The organism is Candidatus Zixiibacteriota bacterium (assembly GCA_018820315.1).
GTDB lineage: Bacteria > Zixibacteria > MSB-5A5 > JAABVY01 > JAHJOQ01 > JAHJOQ01.
Window position 1 is genome coordinate 20,915 of record JAHJOQ010000117.1, and the last position, 18,711, is coordinate 39,625.

Annotated in this window: 18 protein-coding genes and 1 tRNA gene; 15 read left to right on the top strand and 4 right to left on the bottom strand. The window is 51.0% G+C overall.

Translation table 11 applies throughout. From position 1 onward, the window contains the following. The first annotated feature begins 161 nt into the window (after window positions 1-161). Together KKH67_11715 and KKH67_11720 are read left to right on the top strand one after the other, a co-directional pair. Window positions 162-1,112: a hypothetical protein gene (locus tag KKH67_11715; protein MBU1319847.1), complete on the top strand. Its 951-nt coding sequence runs from the start codon at window positions 162-164 to the stop codon at window positions 1,110-1,112. 204 nt (window positions 1,113-1,316) lie between these two features. Further along, the gene (locus KKH67_11720) at window positions 1,317-2,123 is read left to right on the top strand and encodes a DUF4382 domain-containing protein (GenBank protein MBU1319848.1); all 807 of its coding nucleotides are present in this window, start codon (window positions 1,317-1,319) and stop codon (window positions 2,121-2,123) included. A gap of 141 nt (window positions 2,124-2,264) precedes the next feature. Here KKH67_11720 and KKH67_11725 read toward each other — a convergent pair whose 3' ends face one another. Next, window positions 2,265-2,741 (bottom strand): hypothetical protein, encoded by a 477-nt coding sequence (locus KKH67_11725; protein ID MBU1319849.1) that lies wholly within the window; start codon window positions 2,739-2,741, stop codon window positions 2,265-2,267. Then, a complete protein-coding gene (gene xrtH / locus KKH67_11730) occupies window positions 2,710-3,321 on the bottom strand; it encodes an exosortase H (protein MBU1319850.1) in 612 nt (203 codons plus the stop codon). The genes KKH67_11725 and xrtH overlap by 32 nt, the downstream gene beginning before the upstream one ends. Window positions 3,322-3,401: 80 nt before the next feature. On the opposite strand from xrtH, the gene KKH67_11735 reads away from it, so the two are divergent. The 3 genes from KKH67_11735 to KKH67_11745 all read left to right on the top strand — a co-directional run bounded on the left by KKH67_11735 (window position 3,402) and on the right by KKH67_11745 (window position 6,193). Next, entirely contained in the window at window positions 3,402-5,300 is a 1,899-nt protein-coding gene (locus KKH67_11735) for a PAS domain S-box protein (GenBank protein MBU1319851.1), read from the top strand. Window positions 5,301-5,395: 95 nt separating this feature from the next. Beyond that, entirely contained in the window at window positions 5,396-5,971 is a 576-nt protein-coding gene (locus KKH67_11740) for a hypothetical protein (protein MBU1319852.1), read from the top strand. Window positions 5,972-6,119: 148 nt separating this feature from the next. Beyond that, window positions 6,120-6,193 (top strand) — tRNA-Ile (locus KKH67_11745). A gap of 43 nt (window positions 6,194-6,236) precedes the next feature. Here the strand turns inward: KKH67_11745 and KKH67_11750 are convergent. Further along, window positions 6,237-7,805 carry a dockerin type I repeat-containing protein gene (locus KKH67_11750; protein ID MBU1319853.1) on the bottom strand — a complete coding sequence of 523 codons (1,569 nt, stop codon included), beginning with the start codon at window positions 7,803-7,805 and terminating at the stop codon, window positions 6,237-6,239. A gap of 265 nt (window positions 7,806-8,070) precedes the next feature. On the opposite strand from KKH67_11750, the gene KKH67_11755 reads away from it, so the two are divergent. Beyond that, window positions 8,071-9,018 carry an adenosine kinase gene (locus KKH67_11755; protein ID MBU1319854.1) on the top strand — a complete coding sequence of 316 codons (948 nt, stop codon included), beginning with the start codon at window positions 8,071-8,073 and terminating at the stop codon, window positions 9,016-9,018. A 287-nt stretch (window positions 9,019-9,305) separates the two neighbouring features. Here KKH67_11755 and gmk read toward each other — a convergent pair whose 3' ends face one another. Next, the gene (gene gmk, locus KKH67_11760; GenBank protein MBU1319855.1) at window positions 9,306-9,938 is read right to left on the bottom strand and encodes a guanylate kinase; all 633 of its coding nucleotides are present in this window, start codon (window positions 9,936-9,938) and stop codon (window positions 9,306-9,308) included. Between the two features lie 188 nt (window positions 9,939-10,126). Here gmk and ytxJ point away from each other — a divergent pair, with 188 nt between their 5' ends. From ytxJ to KKH67_11805, 9 genes are all read left to right on the top strand, one after another. Beyond that, a complete protein-coding gene (ytxJ, locus tag KKH67_11765; protein MBU1319856.1) occupies window positions 10,127-10,429 on the top strand; it encodes a bacillithiol system redox-active protein YtxJ in 303 nt (100 codons plus the stop codon). Window positions 10,430-10,435: 6 nt separating this feature from the next. Next, on the top strand, window positions 10,436-10,924 hold the full coding sequence (locus KKH67_11770) for a GNAT family N-acetyltransferase (GenBank protein ID MBU1319857.1): 489 nt from the start codon (window positions 10,436-10,438) through the stop codon (window positions 10,922-10,924). A gap of 119 nt (window positions 10,925-11,043) precedes the next feature. Next, a complete protein-coding gene (locus KKH67_11775; GenBank protein ID MBU1319858.1) occupies window positions 11,044-12,768 on the top strand; it encodes a proline--tRNA ligase in 1,725 nt (574 codons plus the stop codon). 96 nt (window positions 12,769-12,864) lie between these two features. Then, window positions 12,865-13,314: a ribosome maturation factor RimP gene (locus tag KKH67_11780; GenBank protein ID MBU1319859.1), complete on the top strand. Its 450-nt coding sequence runs from the start codon at window positions 12,865-12,867 to the stop codon at window positions 13,312-13,314. Window positions 13,315-13,325: 11 nt separating this feature from the next. Beyond that, window positions 13,326-14,798 carry a transcription termination factor NusA gene (gene nusA, locus KKH67_11785; GenBank protein ID MBU1319860.1) on the top strand — a complete coding sequence of 491 codons (1,473 nt, stop codon included), beginning with the start codon at window positions 13,326-13,328 and terminating at the stop codon, window positions 14,796-14,798. Between the two features lie 63 nt (window positions 14,799-14,861). Next, a complete protein-coding gene (gene infB / locus KKH67_11790) occupies window positions 14,862-17,165 on the top strand; it encodes a translation initiation factor IF-2 (protein MBU1319861.1) in 2,304 nt (767 codons plus the stop codon). Beyond that, window positions 17,162-17,446 (top strand): DUF503 domain-containing protein, encoded by a 285-nt coding sequence (locus KKH67_11795; protein ID MBU1319862.1) that lies wholly within the window; start codon window positions 17,162-17,164, stop codon window positions 17,444-17,446. The genes infB and KKH67_11795 overlap by 4 nt, the downstream gene beginning before the upstream one ends. Further along, window positions 17,443-17,817, top strand: a complete 375-nt coding sequence (gene rbfA, locus KKH67_11800; protein MBU1319863.1) for a 30S ribosome-binding factor RbfA — start codon at window positions 17,443-17,445, stop codon at window positions 17,815-17,817. Before KKH67_11795 ends, rbfA begins: the two co-directional genes overlap by 4 nt. Next, window positions 17,798-18,711 (top strand): bifunctional oligoribonuclease/PAP phosphatase NrnA (locus KKH67_11805; GenBank protein MBU1319864.1); only part of this gene is annotated, 914 nt, incomplete at its 3' end. The genes rbfA and KKH67_11805, both read left to right, overlap by 20 nt.

Here is an 18,711-nt window from a genome sequence, read left to right on the forward strand (position 1 = left end):
GAGATGTATATTCCCCACAATTACACGCCATGTACATTCAGTCGAGGCCTGGTTCGAAAATACAGCTCTGCATGTAGCTATGTACCATCACACAGTAGCAAATCATTTGAAGGGAAGTTCGTTTTAAGTATCAACTCAAAACTCATCAGAAGGAGTACACTATGGCAAGGTATTTCAGTCTTGCAGTGATGATTGCTCTCATCAGCATCATCTCCATCGGCTGCGGTGGATCTGATCCGGTAGGATCGAATTCGCAATCTGCCGATTTGGTTCTTTCCCCGGCGACCTACGCGTCGATAGGCGATTATGTGTGGCATGATGTCAACATGAACGGCATCCAGGATCCCGGTGAACCGGGTATTCCCGGTGTAACCGTCCACCTCTTCGATTGCGACAACAACCATCTCGCCGTGATGATAACAGATGCCGACGGATTCTACCTGTTCGGCGGCCTCTGGCCGGGAGACTTCTATGTCAAATTCGACCGGCCTGCCGGTTATGTGTTCAGCCCACAGGATCAGGGAGCTGACGACGCTGTGGACAGCGACGCCGACCCGATGACCGGCAAGACTGTCTGTACGAATCTTGATGCCTATGAAGAAGATCTCACCTGGGACGCTGGCTTGTATGTGGATGAGCCTCCTCAGGATGGCTGCACACGCACCATCGGCTACTGGAAGACGCATGCTGGCTTTGGCCCGCAGGACGACGTCGTGACGGCTCTGCTGCCGATCACTCTCGGCTCCGGTGGTGGCAAGAGTCTTGTGGTTTCGACAGCTCAGATTACCGTTGATGTGCTTGTGATGAAGACATATGGAAAGAACAACAACGGTATCACCAAACTTTACGCCCAGTTGCTCGGCGCGAAGTTGAGCATTGCCTCCGGTGCTGACGATTCTGATGTCGCAGCAGCAATAGCTGACGCCGATGCATTCCTGTATGATTACGACTGGAATGACTGGACCAGCCTGAGTGAAGCTGATGAGGACATGGTCATGGACTGGCAGGGCATGTTTGATGACTACAATAACGGCGATATCGGCCCGGGCCATTGCGTTGATATCGATGATGGAGATGACGACGGCGGCATCGGAGGACTTGGCGTTAAGTAATCCCTCACGCACACGATGCTAAGTGATTGTGATATGCCCACTTGCGTGATAGCGAGTGGGCATATTTCTTGTCTCGCCACCCGCTCCTCAATATTATCAAGAATTATCAAGAAAATCGAAATTTCGCCTTGCCTGATGCCGATAATTGAAGTATATGGGGCATAAGATCAACTACGGTCCCACGTGACTGATCTGGACACAATAATGAATTATCGAGAAAGGAACCTGACGATGAAGCTATTTCTGATTGCACTTCTGGCCGTGGCTATAATAGCTGGATGTGGCGGTAACTCAACGGATCAGAACAGTACTGGCAGGTTGGTGATCGAGGCGTTCGATGCCCCGTTGCCGGGCGATGTCGACAGTATTAATCTCACGATTGAGGAAGTCACGGTCCATCACACTGAAGATGGCTGGCTGACCGTTGCCGAGCCGGATACTACCTACGATTTCCTGCAGCTGGTCAATGGCGCGACGGTGGTGCTGGCAGATGTTTCTCTCGCATCGGGTAGATACAACCAGATGCGTCTGATTCTGGCCGACTCCAACACAATCGTGATCGACGGTGTATCGTATCCGCTGACTGTCCCGAGCGGAACGCAATCGGGTGTCAAGCTGCACGGCGATTTCGATATTGTCGAAAATCAGGTTTATGAGCTTTACATCGATTTCGATGCATCACACTCAATCACTCATGCAAACGACAAGTACATTCTGAAACCGTCATTCAAGGCATTTAAGAAGAGTCTATCTGCAATGCTGTCTGGCACCGTGAAAGACATCATCGGTCTTCCTATCGAGAATGCCACAGTCGCGGCAATCACCGACAGCGACACAAGTGCAACTGTTACCGGCGCAGACGGCTCTTACGCTCTCATTCTTCTGGAGGGCATCTATGACATCAGTGCCTCGGCGGACGGTTATTCGACGTCAGACACAACTTACATTGGTGTGCACGTCGATCCCGACAGTGCCGATGTAATGACCGGATACGATTTCAGACTGCAGTAGCGGTTCTGATTGATGCGCCGTTAGGAATCCCTTCCTGACGGCTAAGAACAGATGGCGCGTTCAACATTCAATACGCCATCACGCCGGAAGTAGTAGCTGACGCAGTGAAAAGCCATGACGTCCTCTACTCAGCCAGCGCAGTCAGGATTGCGAGGACCGAGGCCCGCGCACTCCCACCACCACCCTCTTCAAATACCCCGCCGAGATGATTGCCCAGAGGATGAATGGCAGGCTGTCGTTAAACAAGAAAGCGGGGAAGAGGGTGTTAAATGCCTCCTGAGATTCGCCATACTTCGAACTGGCTACAAACGCAACCGATGCCAGCAGAATATGACCGAGAAATATGATCACAAAGCCAATTGCAGTGCCTACTGCTCTGCGTCTGACTGTCAAAGTCGGAGTGATTACCATCAGCACAAGAAATGGCACATAGTTTATGAAGTGATCGATTACAAGCTGTGCCTTGAGTTCTGTGACTCCGAGCACTATGAAGATCGGTGTCGCGAGCTCGACGAAAACTTTGAGATAGAAGGTGCGCCCCCATTCGATCCAGACCCAGCCAAGCGGGACCGTGATCGCGAGAAACTCAAGCGTCAGGAGCAGGAACCGCTTCTTCACGATTGACCACCTTTAGTATCCAGAGCACCCAGACAGATGTGATCATCAGGATCAATGTCACCTGCCAGAAATAGAGGTGCATGAAATCGAATATGCTGTAATGATACCGCCCTACAATTATCAAGACAAGAATTCGGACGATGTTGAAGAGATACATCAACGGTACGCCAAGCGCCAGCCCAACCCCCTTCTTCTTCAACGTCGTAGGGAAAGCCATAACTGCAGCAATGAAGATCAGTATCTCATAGATGCCGGTGCATTCTTCGATAATGCGCACGGGAAAACCCAAAAATGTGACCGACTGGCCCGACACGCTTACATTGGATGAGAGCAGTCCGAGAATGAAGCCTTCAATCTGAGCTGTAACGGTCATCATCGCCTCAACCACACCAAAAAACCTGCCGGTCAGAATCGAATATGCGACCGCGGTCATTCCGAGATAGACGAGAAAAAAGAAGACGAATCTGTAAGCAGCATTTGCCCAGGCTCGCTTAACCCACGCTATTAAACTGAGCGATTTGTCCTCGGCTGATTTGCGATCAGGACCTTTCCGTCGGCCAACGCGCTGTTTTCTTGCCATAACTCAATTTAGCTCGGCACAACTCCATGTCAAAGAGCTTTTTGGCTGGGCGCGGAGTCCAATTTGACGATAATATACATATGCAACAATCTGGCGGAAGCTGGCCGGGACGCGTTATCAGAGCGATTTCACAACCCGGAATGAAATACGAAACAGAGCTATACAGTGTTCTGCTGCTTATTGTTTTGTTTCTTGTTCTGGTCAATTTTGGATCGATCAGAATTGTGACGCAGTTGCGCGGGGTATTCGAGAATCAAATCTACGCTGATCTCGCAGAGACTGCAAATCACGCATCGCAGTACCTGGGCGATCAGCCGCAATTGCTTTCGTCGACCGCTGACTGGAGCAGGTTTGTTCTGAACACCTACGCCGATAGTATCGAACTGCTCGAAACTTCAGGGATTGGCATTACAGCTATCCCCCGATCAGCGGGGAGACTGTCGGAGAGCGATATGCAGAGCCTGGCGGATGGCGATCCACTCTCGGTGGCCCCGGATTCGAAGAGCCTTGCTCCGGGCTATGTGGTTCTGTTCCCGTTTGAAACGACCGATCGCAGGACATTCATCCTAAGAGTTTACAAAAGAGCGGACCGGTTTGGCGTAATTGCCAATGTCGTGCAATTCAACATGATTTTCCAGATCGCCGGCATTCTGGCTGTGGTCATTCTCGGCTATCTCTATCTACGAGTGACATTGCGCCCGTATCTGAAGATGAAAAAGGCTGCGGAAAGCGCGGCTGCTGAGAAGACCAAAGATGAAGTCTCTGTCGAGCAGATTGTAGCGTCATTTCAGAGCATGATCGATGAGTTGAAAGAGAAGGAGAAAATCCTTCAGGACCTGTACCAGAAAACTCAGAAACGTGCTGCCCGGCTTGAGCAGTTCAATGAGTACATACTCGCCGGTATGGCATCCGGCCTGATCAACTGCGATCGGGACGGCATGGTAACTCACTTCAACAGATCGGCTCAAAGGCTTCTCGGCATAGGAGAACGTCAGGCATTGGGGCACCCTATCTCGGATGTTCTGTCATCGAAACCTGAATTGAGTAAATTGATCACTGATACACTCGCCGCAGAAGGCAACGCCTCTCGCTGTGAAATGCAAATCGAAGGGATTGAAGGGGGGATGATCTCTCTGGGAGTGTCCACCACCCTGATTACTGATGAGCTGAATCGCAAAATAGGTGTGACCGCGATCATGACCGATTTGACCGAGATCAAGAGACTTCAGAAAGACATTGCCTACAAAGAGAAGATGGCAGCGCTGGGAGAGACCGCCGCTGGTCTTGCTCATGAACTGCGAAATTCTATGACCGCGGTTGTAGGTTTCGGCAAGCTTATGACACGCTTGGCAGGAGATAATCCACAGATCAGCGATGCGGCCGAAGCGATTGCTCGCGAAAGCTCTGCATCGGAAGAGATGCTGACTCGTTTTCTCGAATTTGCACAACCGACGAATCTGAACCTGGACAGCGTGGATGTGCGCGCAATCATCGATGACCTCATGGCCGGAATGACCGGGCATGCATCGAGGAAAAACCTGACACTTCGCTGCGACAACGACCAGAATACGGTCTCAGTCTGGGGTGACAAACTCGCTATACGACAAGCTCTGTCAAACCTTCTGGTCAACGCTATCGATGCAGCCCAACCGGAAGGGGAAGTCGTCGTCAGCATCAGCGACCAGATCGATTCGTCGCACGTGGGCATCTCCATCTCGGACGACGGACCTGGAATTCCGTTCTCGATAAGAGAGAGAATTTTCACCCCATTCTTCACAACGAAGGAAGATGGTACCGGTCTCGGTCTCTGCATGGTTCGCAAGCTCATCAACGGTATGAACGGCCGGATCAATTTGAGCCCTCCGTCTGACGATGGACTGACTGTGACGATAATTCTGCCTCGGACTGACAGCACCATTGCAGCCATAGATCGCCCGCATCGACTTGAAGTCGAACTCCCGCATTCTTTCACATCCTAATTTCCGCTTGCATTTGATGCAAATGAACGTACCATACATACATGTTTAGGGAGAAAGACGAACTGAGGACAAAACGTTTTGAGTGGGATCATATCATGAATAAGATTACGCCGCTGACAATTTGCATTGTTGTTTTGCTATTATCCGGTTGCGCTGAGCCGCCAGATAAGGCAAGCACTGATCTCAGTGCCCGGTTTGATAACGTAGTCAAACAAAGGCTCGACAGATATCTGCCGGAAATCTACGCCGAAGCAAAGGACTCGTTCGATGCTGCTACGGCCGAGATATCTGCTCAGTCAGAGAAGTTTGCTCTCACGCGATCATATGGTCGTGCTGAAATGCTCCTCGCGTTCAGCGATTCTCTACTCTCTGCAGCAGATGACAGCCTCGACGCGCTTCGCGTAATCTATGCAGCGAAGCTCGAGGAGCTCAAGCTCGCTGCGGAAGAGGCTTCGAAGAATGTATTCGCATCTGCGAAGAAATTCGAGAACATTGATGCGGTGGAAGAGAGGATGGTGGTAATTCGCGGCAACCTGGTTTCGCTGCATGTGCAGATGGCAAAGGCGAACACTGAGGCTATATCTGGACTTCCGCTCAATGCCTGCTTCGACTACGAAAACGTGATACACGGGGCAGCAGCCATCGAAGCCGAACTGAAAACGCTAGAATAGATCGGACGCTCAGACTCGGCGTTTGCCGTTAAGATATTCAGAGCCTGATCGATAACGTGAATATGCGTGTGAGTATCGAAAATGCGGCGGCAAAAATATATTGACAACCGCAGCAAAGTTTCTATACTACCACGTTGTATTGCTTGATGGGCCTATAGCTCAGTCGGTTAGAGCGCGCGCCTGATAAGCGCGAGGTCACTGGTTCAACTCCAGTTAGGCCCATATGTTACTGCCCCGCAAGGGGCTTTTTCGTATCCGCCTAGTCTCAGCAACCGGCTCCCGGAAGCGTACCACCCCTGAAAATGTAATTGACCAGCACGATGATATCGAGAAGATTACGCTTACCATCGCAGTTGAGATCGCTCACCGGAATATATGCGGGTTCATCTCCACCAAGAAACACGTAGTTGATCATCGCAATCACATCTTCGATATCAACATCGCCATCCCAGTTGATGTCGCCCGTGTGGATACCGTCGTACATGAGGCGAGCCGCAGTCAGGTTCTGCTCAAGACTGGAAAAATCAAGTGTGGCCTGGAAAGCAGACGGACTATACGGGTCGAACAGATTGCCGAAGTCATTGGGGCCGACATGAAAATCATGGCCTCCGGCAAACACGACCGCGAATCTGACAGGTTCGCCAGGACTTATATCCACAGGACCGAATGAGAGCAGGAACCTCGTGTCACAGCCGGATGCGGCTGGCAAGCTGACTGGAGCTGGGGGCAACCAACCGTCAGCGGTATGATCCAAAGCCGATTCGAGTTGATCATAGTCAGTTTCGCCATTAGAAAGCACGAAGAATTTGCTGCGATCACCTTCAGGCGCACCCATTCCGCCGGTGAGGAAGTCGAAATAGCTATTCGCTTGCGTCCACGGTGCCCAATCAAAGGAGTGGTTGCCATTTGGATGCCACCAGTTAAATGAGTGAACATCAGAAGACGTGATTGGACCCAGAAATGCAAAACCAATTACTCCGGTTGCACTCGTAAAATCGAACCCCCCTTCATTAGGATCACCATCGTTGTCAGCTGTCCATGCGTATTCGATCGCTCCGCCGTTCAGCGCCTCCGGAAAAATCACTCGATATCCGCTCACATCATCAAGATAGCCTTCAGGCTGGGCCGCGTGAAATACATCCCCATCGGCATGCATTCCGATGTACGCACTTTGAATCGGATCAACGCCGAGAGCCTTGATCTCGTACTCTACCAGAACATATTCGTTATCACCAGGCTCGCTCCAACTGTGACTCTGTTGCTTCATTTCGATATTGAGCGGAATGTGCGGACGTCCATCCCAATCCATTCCGACGAAAGCCGGGTCGGTCAGAGTATCCGTGTATTCGGCGATCATGTCGAGGTCAGAGATCGCATCCGGGTGATAATACGGGCTGGCCGGATTCGTGGAACGCTTATCGATACCGCAGCTTGGGGCTTCGCACGGCCAGAGCTCGTTGAGAATTTGCCAGCCATCCACACCGACGGAGACCAGGGTGTCACTTCCGACAATCGCCCCTACCCAGAGGCCTCCCGTGTATAAATATCCGACTTCGGATCCAGCTGGGAATTCGAAGGATTTGGCAGGAAGACCGGTTTCGCAGTCATGCGCACTTCCCGCAGCACTTCCTACCTGGCCATAGTTGGTGACACAGAACAGCACATTTCCGACATTATGAACACATGCCATAGCATTGGGGGTAACCGTAAGGGATAAACTCTGCGGCGTGACATCGCGGCCGCTCTCTTCCGGCATAGCCGACAACAGGATCGCTGCACTGATCAATGTGATGGCAATGACCGCTACCGTCATCTCAGCAATTCGTCCTAACATGCTCCGCTCCTCCTCTGAAATTCGAGACATCGCATTCATCAAGAATGCAGTTAATCAAGTCAAACGAGTTGCAACATTTCGGGATGCTCTAACATCCGCCCTGCCGGTAAATCTAAGTTGTTGGATGTATGATCTGCTGCTTATAATGACGCAAGGAACTGGAATATGTCAACTCCTTTTCTGTGGTCTTTGATATCGTGTGCCATTCTTGTTGACTGAATCAATCGTTCGACTATCTTCATCGAAGCTAGAGCTGAGGTAGCAAATGAAGAAGTATGATGTCTATGGAATAGGGAATGCGCTGGTCGATTACCTCGCGCTTGTCGACGACGAATTTCTTGCAAAGAATGGGATTCAGAAAGGGCTGATGACTCTCGTCGATACGCCCGGAACTGAAAAGCGCCTTGTGGACATCCCATCCGGGTTCGAGCGGCAGAGCGGCGGCTCCGCTGCTAACACAGTCGTTGGCATTGCCAAGCTCGGGGGGAGGAGCTGTTTCACTGGGAAAGTTGCTCGCGATTCCAACGGGCAGTTCTACGGAGATGATCTCGCTTCTGCCGGAGTTGATTTCAGTTCGAATCCTAAAGAGGGCATAACCGGAACATGCGTCTCATTTGTAACCCCGGACGGTGAGCGGTCCATGCTCACACACCTCGGAGTATCAAGTGAACTGACGAACGCGGATATCAATGAAGATTTTGTTGCAAATTCGGCATACGTTTACATCGAAGGATATCAGTGGTCCGCCGAGCTCGCCAGGAATGCATCAATTCATGCAATGGAATTGGCAAAGAAGCATGGCACCAAGATAGCTTTCACGTACAGCGATCCTTTCATGGCAAAACAGTATCGGGACGATTTCAATCGTTTGACGACAGAATTCGTTGATTTGCTTTTCTGCAATTCGGACGAGGCAATGGCGATCACCAACGTGGATTCGATCGACAGAGCGATCCAGGTCCTCAAATCACAGACGGCGATGGTATGCGTGACTGTCGGATCCAGGGGGGCCATAGTCTCGGAAGATGGCATTATCACGGCAACACCGGCACTCGCAGTCAACAAGTTGATCGACACCACCGGCGCGGGGGATATGTATGCAGCCGGTGTTCTGCGTGGGCTGACCGCAGGTTTTGATCTGGTCGCGTCATCGATGATTGGATCGCGAATGGCATCCGCAATTGTCTCTCAAGTTGGTGCCAGACTGCCTTAAGAACTGCAGGAATCGTCTTTGAGGCCGAAGGAATTCAGCGGATAAGTCTCCAAGTGCTCTGGCTGCATTTCAACCAGATTAGCGACATAGCTCCATTGGTCAATAACACTGGACTCGGAGATGGTGACGAGGTCAAACTCGAAAGTAACTCACTCTCACAGCAGTCGATCGATGAACATATTCCGGCACTTATCACCAGAGGGGTGAATATCACATATTGATGATCTGGAAGTCTGAATTCATCATTTCGATAGGTCTGAGTCGCACGCCCGGACTGTCCACGCGGATTAGGCGGTGTACTTCTGGCTGACCGCCTCACTGAGGGCTGCAGCAAGCTGGAGTTTCTGATCGCGCGATTCGTGCTGAGAGCCATGTTCGATGATATCCAGGAGCTCCGGCCCGACTCTTTCGACTTCGTCGTTGACGACAATGAAGTCATACAACTGCGCTGACTCAAGCTGCTCGTGAGCCGCCTGAAGCCGTTGCTTGAAGTTCGCCTCCGGATGTCGGGTCTTTATACGGCGGACAAGCTCATCGATGCTGGGGGGAAGGATAAATATCGTAACGATATCAGAATAGAATCTTCTATAATTCTCTGTCCCCTTGGTGTCGAGTTCCATGATGACATCTGAGGATGCCCCGGAGAATATGTCTTTCGGAGAGCCATAGAAGAAATCTCCATACACTTGCTCCGCTTCGATTAGTTCACCATCACGGTACATGCGGTCGAATCCAGCCTTACTCACAAAGTGATAATCTCGACCATCGACTTCGCCCGGCCTCGGCTTACGGGTAGTGTATGTGATCACTCGTTTGATATCTGTGTGATCGGTAACGTATTTCAGCAGTGTGGCCTTGCCGCATCCGGAAGGACCAGACAATACTATCAGACGCTGCTGTTTTCTGTCATTGTCACTCAAATCACAATCCCTTCATGGTTCAGAGGCAAGTATATTGGTGAGGGCGGACCAAGTCAAGAAGTAAGAAAGTTTCACAAGTCACATTGCATCTCGTTCAAAAAACGATTAATATTCTCTCGGAGGGTTGTAATCCATTTGAGGGAGGCGCTGTGATAGCAGACTGCAGAAACGAGAACGACTTCGCGACTATGCTCAATAAGAGCAGGGATAGACTTCAATTGCTTCTGAAGCATTCTACACACTGTCCCACTTCACGTACAGCCATGGCTGAATTCCGGCGCCTGGCGACTACCAATGGTGACGCTGACTTGTCGGTCGTGCTGGTAATCGAAACGCGCCCGCTATCGACATGGATAGCTGAACGGATTGGCGTAGATCATCAATCACCGCAGGTGATTCTCCTGCGAGACGGGGAGGCGGTGTGGAATGCGTCGCACCACGAGATCGATCTCGACAGCATGAAGGTGGCGATCTCAGAAGCTTCTAAATAAAAGAAGATGCCGAATGTTCCACTCATAGTGCGCGCAAAACTGCCCACAGACTCCAATTGGATCGTCGATCTGCTGACCAACCGATGGGGATCGACGAAGATTGTCACGCGCAGTGTGCTCCACGATGCGGATCGGTTACCCGCTTTCGTGGCCGTCTCGGATGATGAACGAATCGGCCTTGCCACTTATCGGATCGAAGGTGATCAATGTGAGATGATCTCGCTGGATAGTATGCAGGAGTCGATCGGTGTCGGCTCGGCGCTGATCGAAGCTGTCAAAGATGTTGCCCACAATGCTGGATGCTCCAAGCTTTGGCTAATTACGACAAATGACAACGCGCATGCGATTCGGTTCTACCAGAGACGGGGATTCGCGCTCGTCGCTGTTCACGCAAACGCCATAGAAGAATCTCGCAAACTTAAGCCGAGCATACCGTTGTTTGGCGTCGGTGGTGCCCCGATCTGCGACGAAATAGAGTTTGAGATAAAGTTCTGAAGCTACTGTCCAACGCTCCCCTCCCACGCTCCCCTCACTTTAATCTTGACAATTATGGTCGTCTGGCTCTATACTAAACGTTTGATTCAACTTAGGGTATTGATACACAGGATTTTACAATGAGATGGACAAAGACTTATATACCGACTCTTAGAGAGGACCCGGCTGAAGCCGAGCTTGTCAGCCACAAACTGCTTGTCCGAGCCGGATACATACGCAAGCTATCTGCCGGTGTTTATTCATACTTGCCGCTCATGCAAAATGTGCTCACCAAGGTCAGCCAAATCTGCCGTGAGGAGATGAATCGGTACGGGGGGATCGAGATTCTGATGCCGGTTCTTCACCCGGCCGAAATCTGGCAGGAAAGTGGCAGATGGGAAACGATGGGCGCCGAGAAGATTCAGCTTAGACTCAAGGATCGCAACAATCATGATTTTTGCCTCGGCGGCACACACGAGGAAGTCGTCACGGACATCGTCAGGGGAGAGGTTCGCAGCTACAAACAGCTCCCGCTCCTGCTCTACCAGATACAGACAAAGTTTCGCGATGAAATTCGTCCCAGATTTGGTCTTCTGAGGGGAAAAGAATTTATCATGAAAGATGCCTACTCTTTCGATCGCGACGAAGCGGGCCGGAAGATCAGCTACAAGAAGATGGCCGATGCATATACTGCCTTCTTCAACCGTTGCGGACTCGAAACCGTGATGGTCGAATCGGACACCGGCGCTATGGGTGGCAGCGGGGCACATGAATTCATGGTCGTAGTCGAAACCGATAGCGGCGAAAATGTATTAGCTCTATGTGACAACTGCAATTATGCGGCCAATATTGAGAAGGCACCCGTTACCGACAATTCGCAGCCATCCAACGAGGAGGAGCGTGAGCTTCAGTTGGTCGACACCCCCAATGCCGGAACAGTCGAAGAAGTGACAGCATTTCTTAATGTTCCTCCCGAACGACTCGTGAAAACTATTCTCTATAAAGGCAATAATGGCCAAGTGATAGCGGCATTGATAAGAGGCGATCGAGCTGTCAATGAGGTGAAGCTGAGAAATGTCCTCAAAGGCGAGTATCTTGAAATTGCGGACGCCGAGACCGTCATGGCTGCTACTAATGCGCCGGTCGGCTACGCTGGCCCGGTTGGACTGAAAGGCGTCCAGATCATCGCCGATCATGAAGTGCGCAAGCTCAGGAATGTCGTCACAGGGGCCAATCAGTCCGAGAAGCACTATCTCAATACCAATGCCGGCCGCGATTTCCACATAGATATTGTGGCAGATATCCGAAACGCGGAAGAGGGAGAGCCATGTCAGGCGTGTGGCAAGGGGAAGCTGTACACACGCAAAGGTATCGAAGTGGGCAATATCTTCAATCTCGGCACCAAGTATTCATCGTCGATGAATGCTACTTACATGGATGAGAAGGGCAATGAACTTCCGATGATTATGGGTTCGTATGGAATCGGAATCACCCGCACCGCGCAATCGGCGATCGAGAAATTCTCGGATGATAAAGGGATGATCTGGCCTCGCGCCATCGCTCCATATGAGATGATTATCACACCTCTCAACTATGATGACCGCGAGCAGAAATCGGCAGCCGATGAGATCTACGAGAAGTGCCTGAAGGCGAGACTCAATGTGATCCTGGACGACAGGCTTGAGAGACCCGGCATAAAGCTAAACGACGCCGATCTGATCGGAATTCCGCTCAGAATGACCATTGGAAAGAAGTCTCTTAAGGCTGGGAAAGTCGAACTTAAGCCTCGCAAGCAGAAAGATCACGAGGAGGTAGACCTTTCCGCGGCGATCTGGAGGGCAGAGGAGATACTGAGCGAGCTCTGATATTTCACTTGCATGACACATCCCGAATCCGTATATTATTCGGTTACGGAGTGGGTGTGACCCACTCTTTTGAGTATAGATATGGGCGTCTCAGATATGAGCATATCAAAGGAAGACCTTGAGAGAATGATTGCGGAAGTCATAGAGAGTGAAGGCTTTGAACTTGTCGAGATGAAGCTCGCGCACCACGGTAAGCATCATGTGCTACGGATATTTGCCGACAGGGTCGGCGGTATAACTCTCGACCAGTGTGGCAGCCTTTCTCGGACTCTGGAACGCAAGCTCGATGAGGTCGATCCGTTTGATGCAGCCTATACGCTTGAGGTGTCGTCGCCGGGACTGGACCGCCCCCTGACAACCACAGCTGACTTCAGGCGAAAGGCGGGAAAAAACATGCGACTGCTGCTTGAAACACCGGTTAACGGCAATGATCATGCCGAGGGATGCCTCAAAGCGGTCGAACATGATAAACTGGTCCTCGAAACCGACCATGGTGTGGTCGAATTGACTATTGACCAGGTCAAGCATGGAAAAATCCTGTATTAAGGAGTGGCCTGATGAGCTATGATATTCTGGAGGCAATGACTCAGATCGCACGAGAAAAGAATCTCGATCTTCAATACGTTATCGAAACACTGGAGTCATCGCTTCTGTCGGCGGCTAAGAAGAAGTTCGCTAACGCTGACAATATCTTCGTCAAAGTCGACCCGTCGAGCGGCGAGATCAATATTCATGCACTCAAAACCGTTGTGAGCAATGTCACTGATCCCAACCTCGAAATTAGTCTCGAAGAGGCCACCGAAATTGACGACTCAGCCGAAGAAGGAGATGAGGTCGAGGTCTATATCGGCTTTGAAGAATTCGGAAGAAACGCCATCGCAACTGCCAAGCAACTCATGATCCAGAAGGTTCGCGAGGCGGAGCGTGAAATGGTCTTCGAGGAATACAGCAAGAAGATCGGCGAACTTGTCACCGGTTCTGTCCAACAGATCGATAAGGGTGACCTGATAATTAATCTTGGACGCGCGGAGGCAATACTTCCGTCCGACCAGCAAATTCCACGAGAGAAGTACCGCCAGGGCGACAGGGTTCGCGCGTTTATCGCTGATGTCAAGCGCAACCAGAGGGGACCTCAGGTTGTTCTCTCCAGAACGCATGACGGCCTTATTCGCAAGCTCTTCGAACTCGAAGTGCCGGAGATTTTCGAGCGAATCATCGAGATCAAAGAGATTGCACGTGAACCGGGTGAAAGAGCCAAAATCGCCGTCGCCTCTGCTGATGAGAGGATCGATCCGGTGGGCGCATGTGTCGGCATCAAAGGCGTCAGAGTCCAGAGCATTGTAAGAGAGCTTTCGAACGAGAGGATCGACATTATTCAGTACCACCCCGATCCCGTAATTTTCGTGACCCGCGCTCTCTCACCGGCGACAGTTGTGAAGATCGACACCTACCCTGAAGACGGCTCGATGACGGTCGTAGTCGAGGATGACAAGCTGTCACTTGCGATCGGTCGTCAGGGACAGAATGCAAGATTGGCGGCAAGACTCTCCGGGTGGAGGATCAACATACTCAGCGAATCCGAATACTCCGAGATCAAGCGCCGGGAAGTTGAATCGAAGGTGCCTATTTCAGCCCTGCCCGGAATAACCGATCATATGACGAATAAACTATTGGAAGAAGATATTCTCTACGTACAGGATCTTGCAGCCACATCAGTTGATGAATTGCTGGATATACCCGGCATCGGTCCGAAGAAGGCCGAAGCACTGATCGAGTTGGCAAGACAAACACTCGGGGATGTGCAAGCGAAGAAGGAACTCGAATTCGACGAGGATGTTGAAGAATGGGAAGAAGATGACGATGTCGACGATTCAGAGGACTTGAGCGCTATCGGCAAGGAAGCTGACGCTTCGGCGGATGAGTCGAGCGACAATGATGACGATGACGGCGATGATGAGTCATCAAAAGAGGATACCGAGTTGAATGACTCTGAAGACGAGACCGAGGAGAAGGATCAGCCTTCGACGTAATGCACAGGTGCTATTGAACTTATCTGACAGAGTCGCAGCAGACGGTCCTGGGAGGAAGAGATAATGGCTAAAAAAAGATTGTATCAAGTAGCTCGCGAATTTAACATCACGTCCGATGCAATTGTGAAGATGTGCCGTGATCTCGGTTTCCCGGTCAAGAACCACATGAGCACTGCCGACGACCCGATGATAGCAGCAATTGATAAGAAATTCAAAGATGAACGCGACTCGATCAAGCGCGATATCGAAATCAAGAAGCAAAAGGCTAAGTCGCGCGGGAAGGTCGAGATATCTCCAGCTCCTTTGCCAGAGCCGCCAAGCGTGAAGGATGAACCTGTGACCGAAGCCGAGCACTGGGATGAAGTCGCACCGAAGACTGGTTTGGAGCGGATTAAGCCGAAGGATGTTCGGGCGAGCAAGGGTGGACCCGTAGATCGGAAGAAGCGGCGGAAAAAGGATAAGAGGCGGCAGCGTCCAAGACGCAGGCCTGTTGACCAGAAAGCCGTAGCCGTCAGCGTCAGAAAGACGCTTGCCACTATGGATGGAAGCAAGCGCTCGAAGAAATATAAGAGGCGCACAAAGACAACCGGTGGTGGTGAAGAGACTGTAAACGTTCTGCAAGTGAATGAATACATGTCAGTGGCAGAGTTGGCAGCCGAAATAGGCATCAAACCGACTGAACTGATCGCGAAGTGCATATCACTGGGCATGATGGCTACGATTAATCAAAGACTTGATCTCGACACGATCGAAATGTTGGCCCTTGAGTACGGCATGGAGGTTGAAGAGATCAAAGAAATCGGCATCGACGAACTCGACGATGAAGAAGAGCAGCAAGACGAATCGCCGACCGAGCATAGGCCTCCAGTGATCACAATCATGGGACATGTTGACCATGGGAAGACATCTCTACTCGATTTCATAAGACACTCCAACGTGGTAGCCGGCGAGTCAGGTGCTATCACGCAGCACATTGGTGCATACCAGGTAAAACTGCCCGGCGGAAATCTGACATTCCTGGATACTCCCGGACATGCCGCATTCACTGCGATGAGAGCGCGCGGAGCACAGGCGACAGATCTGGTTGTCCTTGTCGTGGCGGCCAACGACGCTGTCCAGCAACAGACTGTTGAGGCAATCGACCATGCTCGCGCGGCGGGTGTGCCGATTATTGTCGCCATCAACAAGATGGATCTTCCGGATGCCAATTCTGAGACAGTGAAACAGCAGCTTGCGCAGCTAAATCTGCTCCCGGAAGACTGGGGCGGCAAGACTATCACTGTCGAGATATCCGCCAAGACTGGCATGAATGTCGACAAGCTTCTTGAGATGATTCTGCTTCAGTCGGAAGTGATGGAGTTGACAGCAAGCCCGGAACTGCGTGCAACCGGTGTGGTTATTGAGGCAAGAGTGGAGAAGGGCAGAGGTATAGTCTGCAACGTGCTTGTTCAGAACGGAACGATGTATCTCGGCAGTCCTTCTGTTGTCGGAAATTACTACGCGAAGATCAGGACTATGGTGGACGATCGCGGTGTCCCGTTGACCGAGATAGGGCCTGGCACTCCGGCACAGATAACCGGGCTTTCCGGGATTCCCCAGGCCGGGGATCGTTTCTTCGTGGCTGAGGATGATGCGCAGGCAAGGAGTATTGCGAATCAGAGACAGAGAATCAAGCGCGAGCAGGATTTCCGCCACATCAAGCGCGTAGCTTTGACAAACATCTACGACCAGATTCGCGAGGGACAGGTGTCCGATCTGAATCTCGTCATCAAGGGCGACGTAGACGGCTCCGTTGAGGTTCTCAGCGACACTCTGGAAAAGTTATCGAATGAAGAGGTGCGCGTAGTCATAATTCACCGAGGCGTCGGTGCAATAAACGAGAACGACGTGCTTCTTGCAGCCGCTTCACAAGCCATCATAATAGGGTTCCATGTACGGCCGGATGTGCGTGCAAGAGAGATTGCCGCACGGGAGAAAGTCGATATCCGCCAGTACACTGTCATCTACGAGGTGGAATCGGATGTCCGGAACGCCCTTGAAGGATTGCTGGCTCCGGAGGAATCCGAAGAGATCAGGGGAACTGCCGAGATTCGGGATCTGTTCAGGATTCCCAAACAGGGCGTTGTGGCCGGTTGTTATATTACATCGGGGACTATATTGAGAACCGATCGAATGCGTGTGGTCAGGGATGGCGTCGAAATCTATGACGGCATGATCAACTCACTTCGCAGATTCAAAGATGATGTTCGGGAAGTTGCGAGCGGATTCGAGTGTGGAATTAAGGTTGAGAATTTCGATGACCTCAAGGTTGGCGATATTCTTGAGGCATATAAAGTGATTCAAACCGCACGCAAATTGCAGCAATGACTCTGGGTCTTCTTAGCATCGAGACATATCTCCCATCCGCTCATTCTCTTAAGGACAAGAGAAGCATCCTGCGGAAAGTAATAGACCGTATCAGGCATCGCCATAATGTATGTATAGCCGAAGTCGGCAACAATGATCTGTGGCAAAGGGCATCGTTGGCTGTCTGTATGGTGGCTAACGACTCAGAATTTGTTGATTCAGTTTTGTCAAAGATTTTGAGAGAAATTGAGAACAATCTCGATGGAGAAATCGTGGATTACACAATCGATCTGAGCAGATGAGAGAATTCAAAAGACAGGACAGATTAAGGCAACAAATAAAGACCGAGGTTGCCGACATCCTGATGCGCACAATCAAGAACACGCGTATCGGCTTCATCACAATTACTGATGTCGAACTGAGCAAAGACCTGAAATATGCGAAGGTATTCTACTCGACGCTCGGCACAGCGGTTCAAAAAGCTGACTCTGCTCGCGCGCTCGAACGGACAAAGATGGTGGTGCAATCCGAGCTTGGCAAGAGAATCAGAATCAGACAGACACCCCAGATATCATATCATGTAGACAAATCACTCGAATATGGTGACAAAATCGAATCCCTGCTCGAGCAAATAAATGAGAAAAAGGCCGAGGATGAACAAGAAGACAATTGACTCTGTGATTGAAGCACTGCGCAACTCCAAGAAGGTGCTGATCACAGCTCACATCGATCCGGATGGGGATTCGCTCGGCAGCCAACTGGCCATGAACGACTATCTGGAGTCTCTCGGGAAGGAAACCAGGATTTACGATGACGGTGCCATCCCGTCAAGGTATCTCTTCCTCGAAGGAATAGAGAAAGTGTTCACTGATCCGGCAGGCTATGACTTCGATCCGGATCTGGTTGTTGTCCTCGAGACGACTCAAATCGAGAGAACCGGCTATGTAGCCGGACTGATCAAGCCAGGCACGAAAATCATGAATATTGATCACCATCCCGGCAACACTCTGTACGGCGACATTCCTCTTATTGACGAACAAGCATCCTCGGTCGGTGAAATTGTCTACAAGATTCTGAAGCAAGCTGGATACACACTCAGCAAGGCGACTGCCGAGAAGATATTTACTGCAATATTGACCGATACGGGGCGTTTTCATTTCTCGTCGACGACTCCCGACTCGCTTCGAATCGCGGCTGAACTCCTCGAGGCAGGTGTCGAGCCGAGAGAAATAACCGACAATATCTATTTCTCAATGAATCAAAGACAGCTCCTGGTGATCGGAGGGCTAATCAGCACATCTGAGATGGCCGTTGACGGCAAGGTCTGTGCGCTCACTCTCACAAGGAAGATGCTGCATGAGCAGAATCTCGAGTTCTCGGATTTCGAAGGCGTGGTCGAATTTGCTATGCGCCTGCGAGATGTCTCAATCGGCGTATTGTTCAAAGACACTGCGGACGATCGAACGAAGATATCTCTCAGATCGCGGTCGACTGTCGATGTTTCGCAGTTGGCGAAGAGATTCGGCGGGGGAGGACATTTCAACGCCGCAGGTGCGACTATAAATGA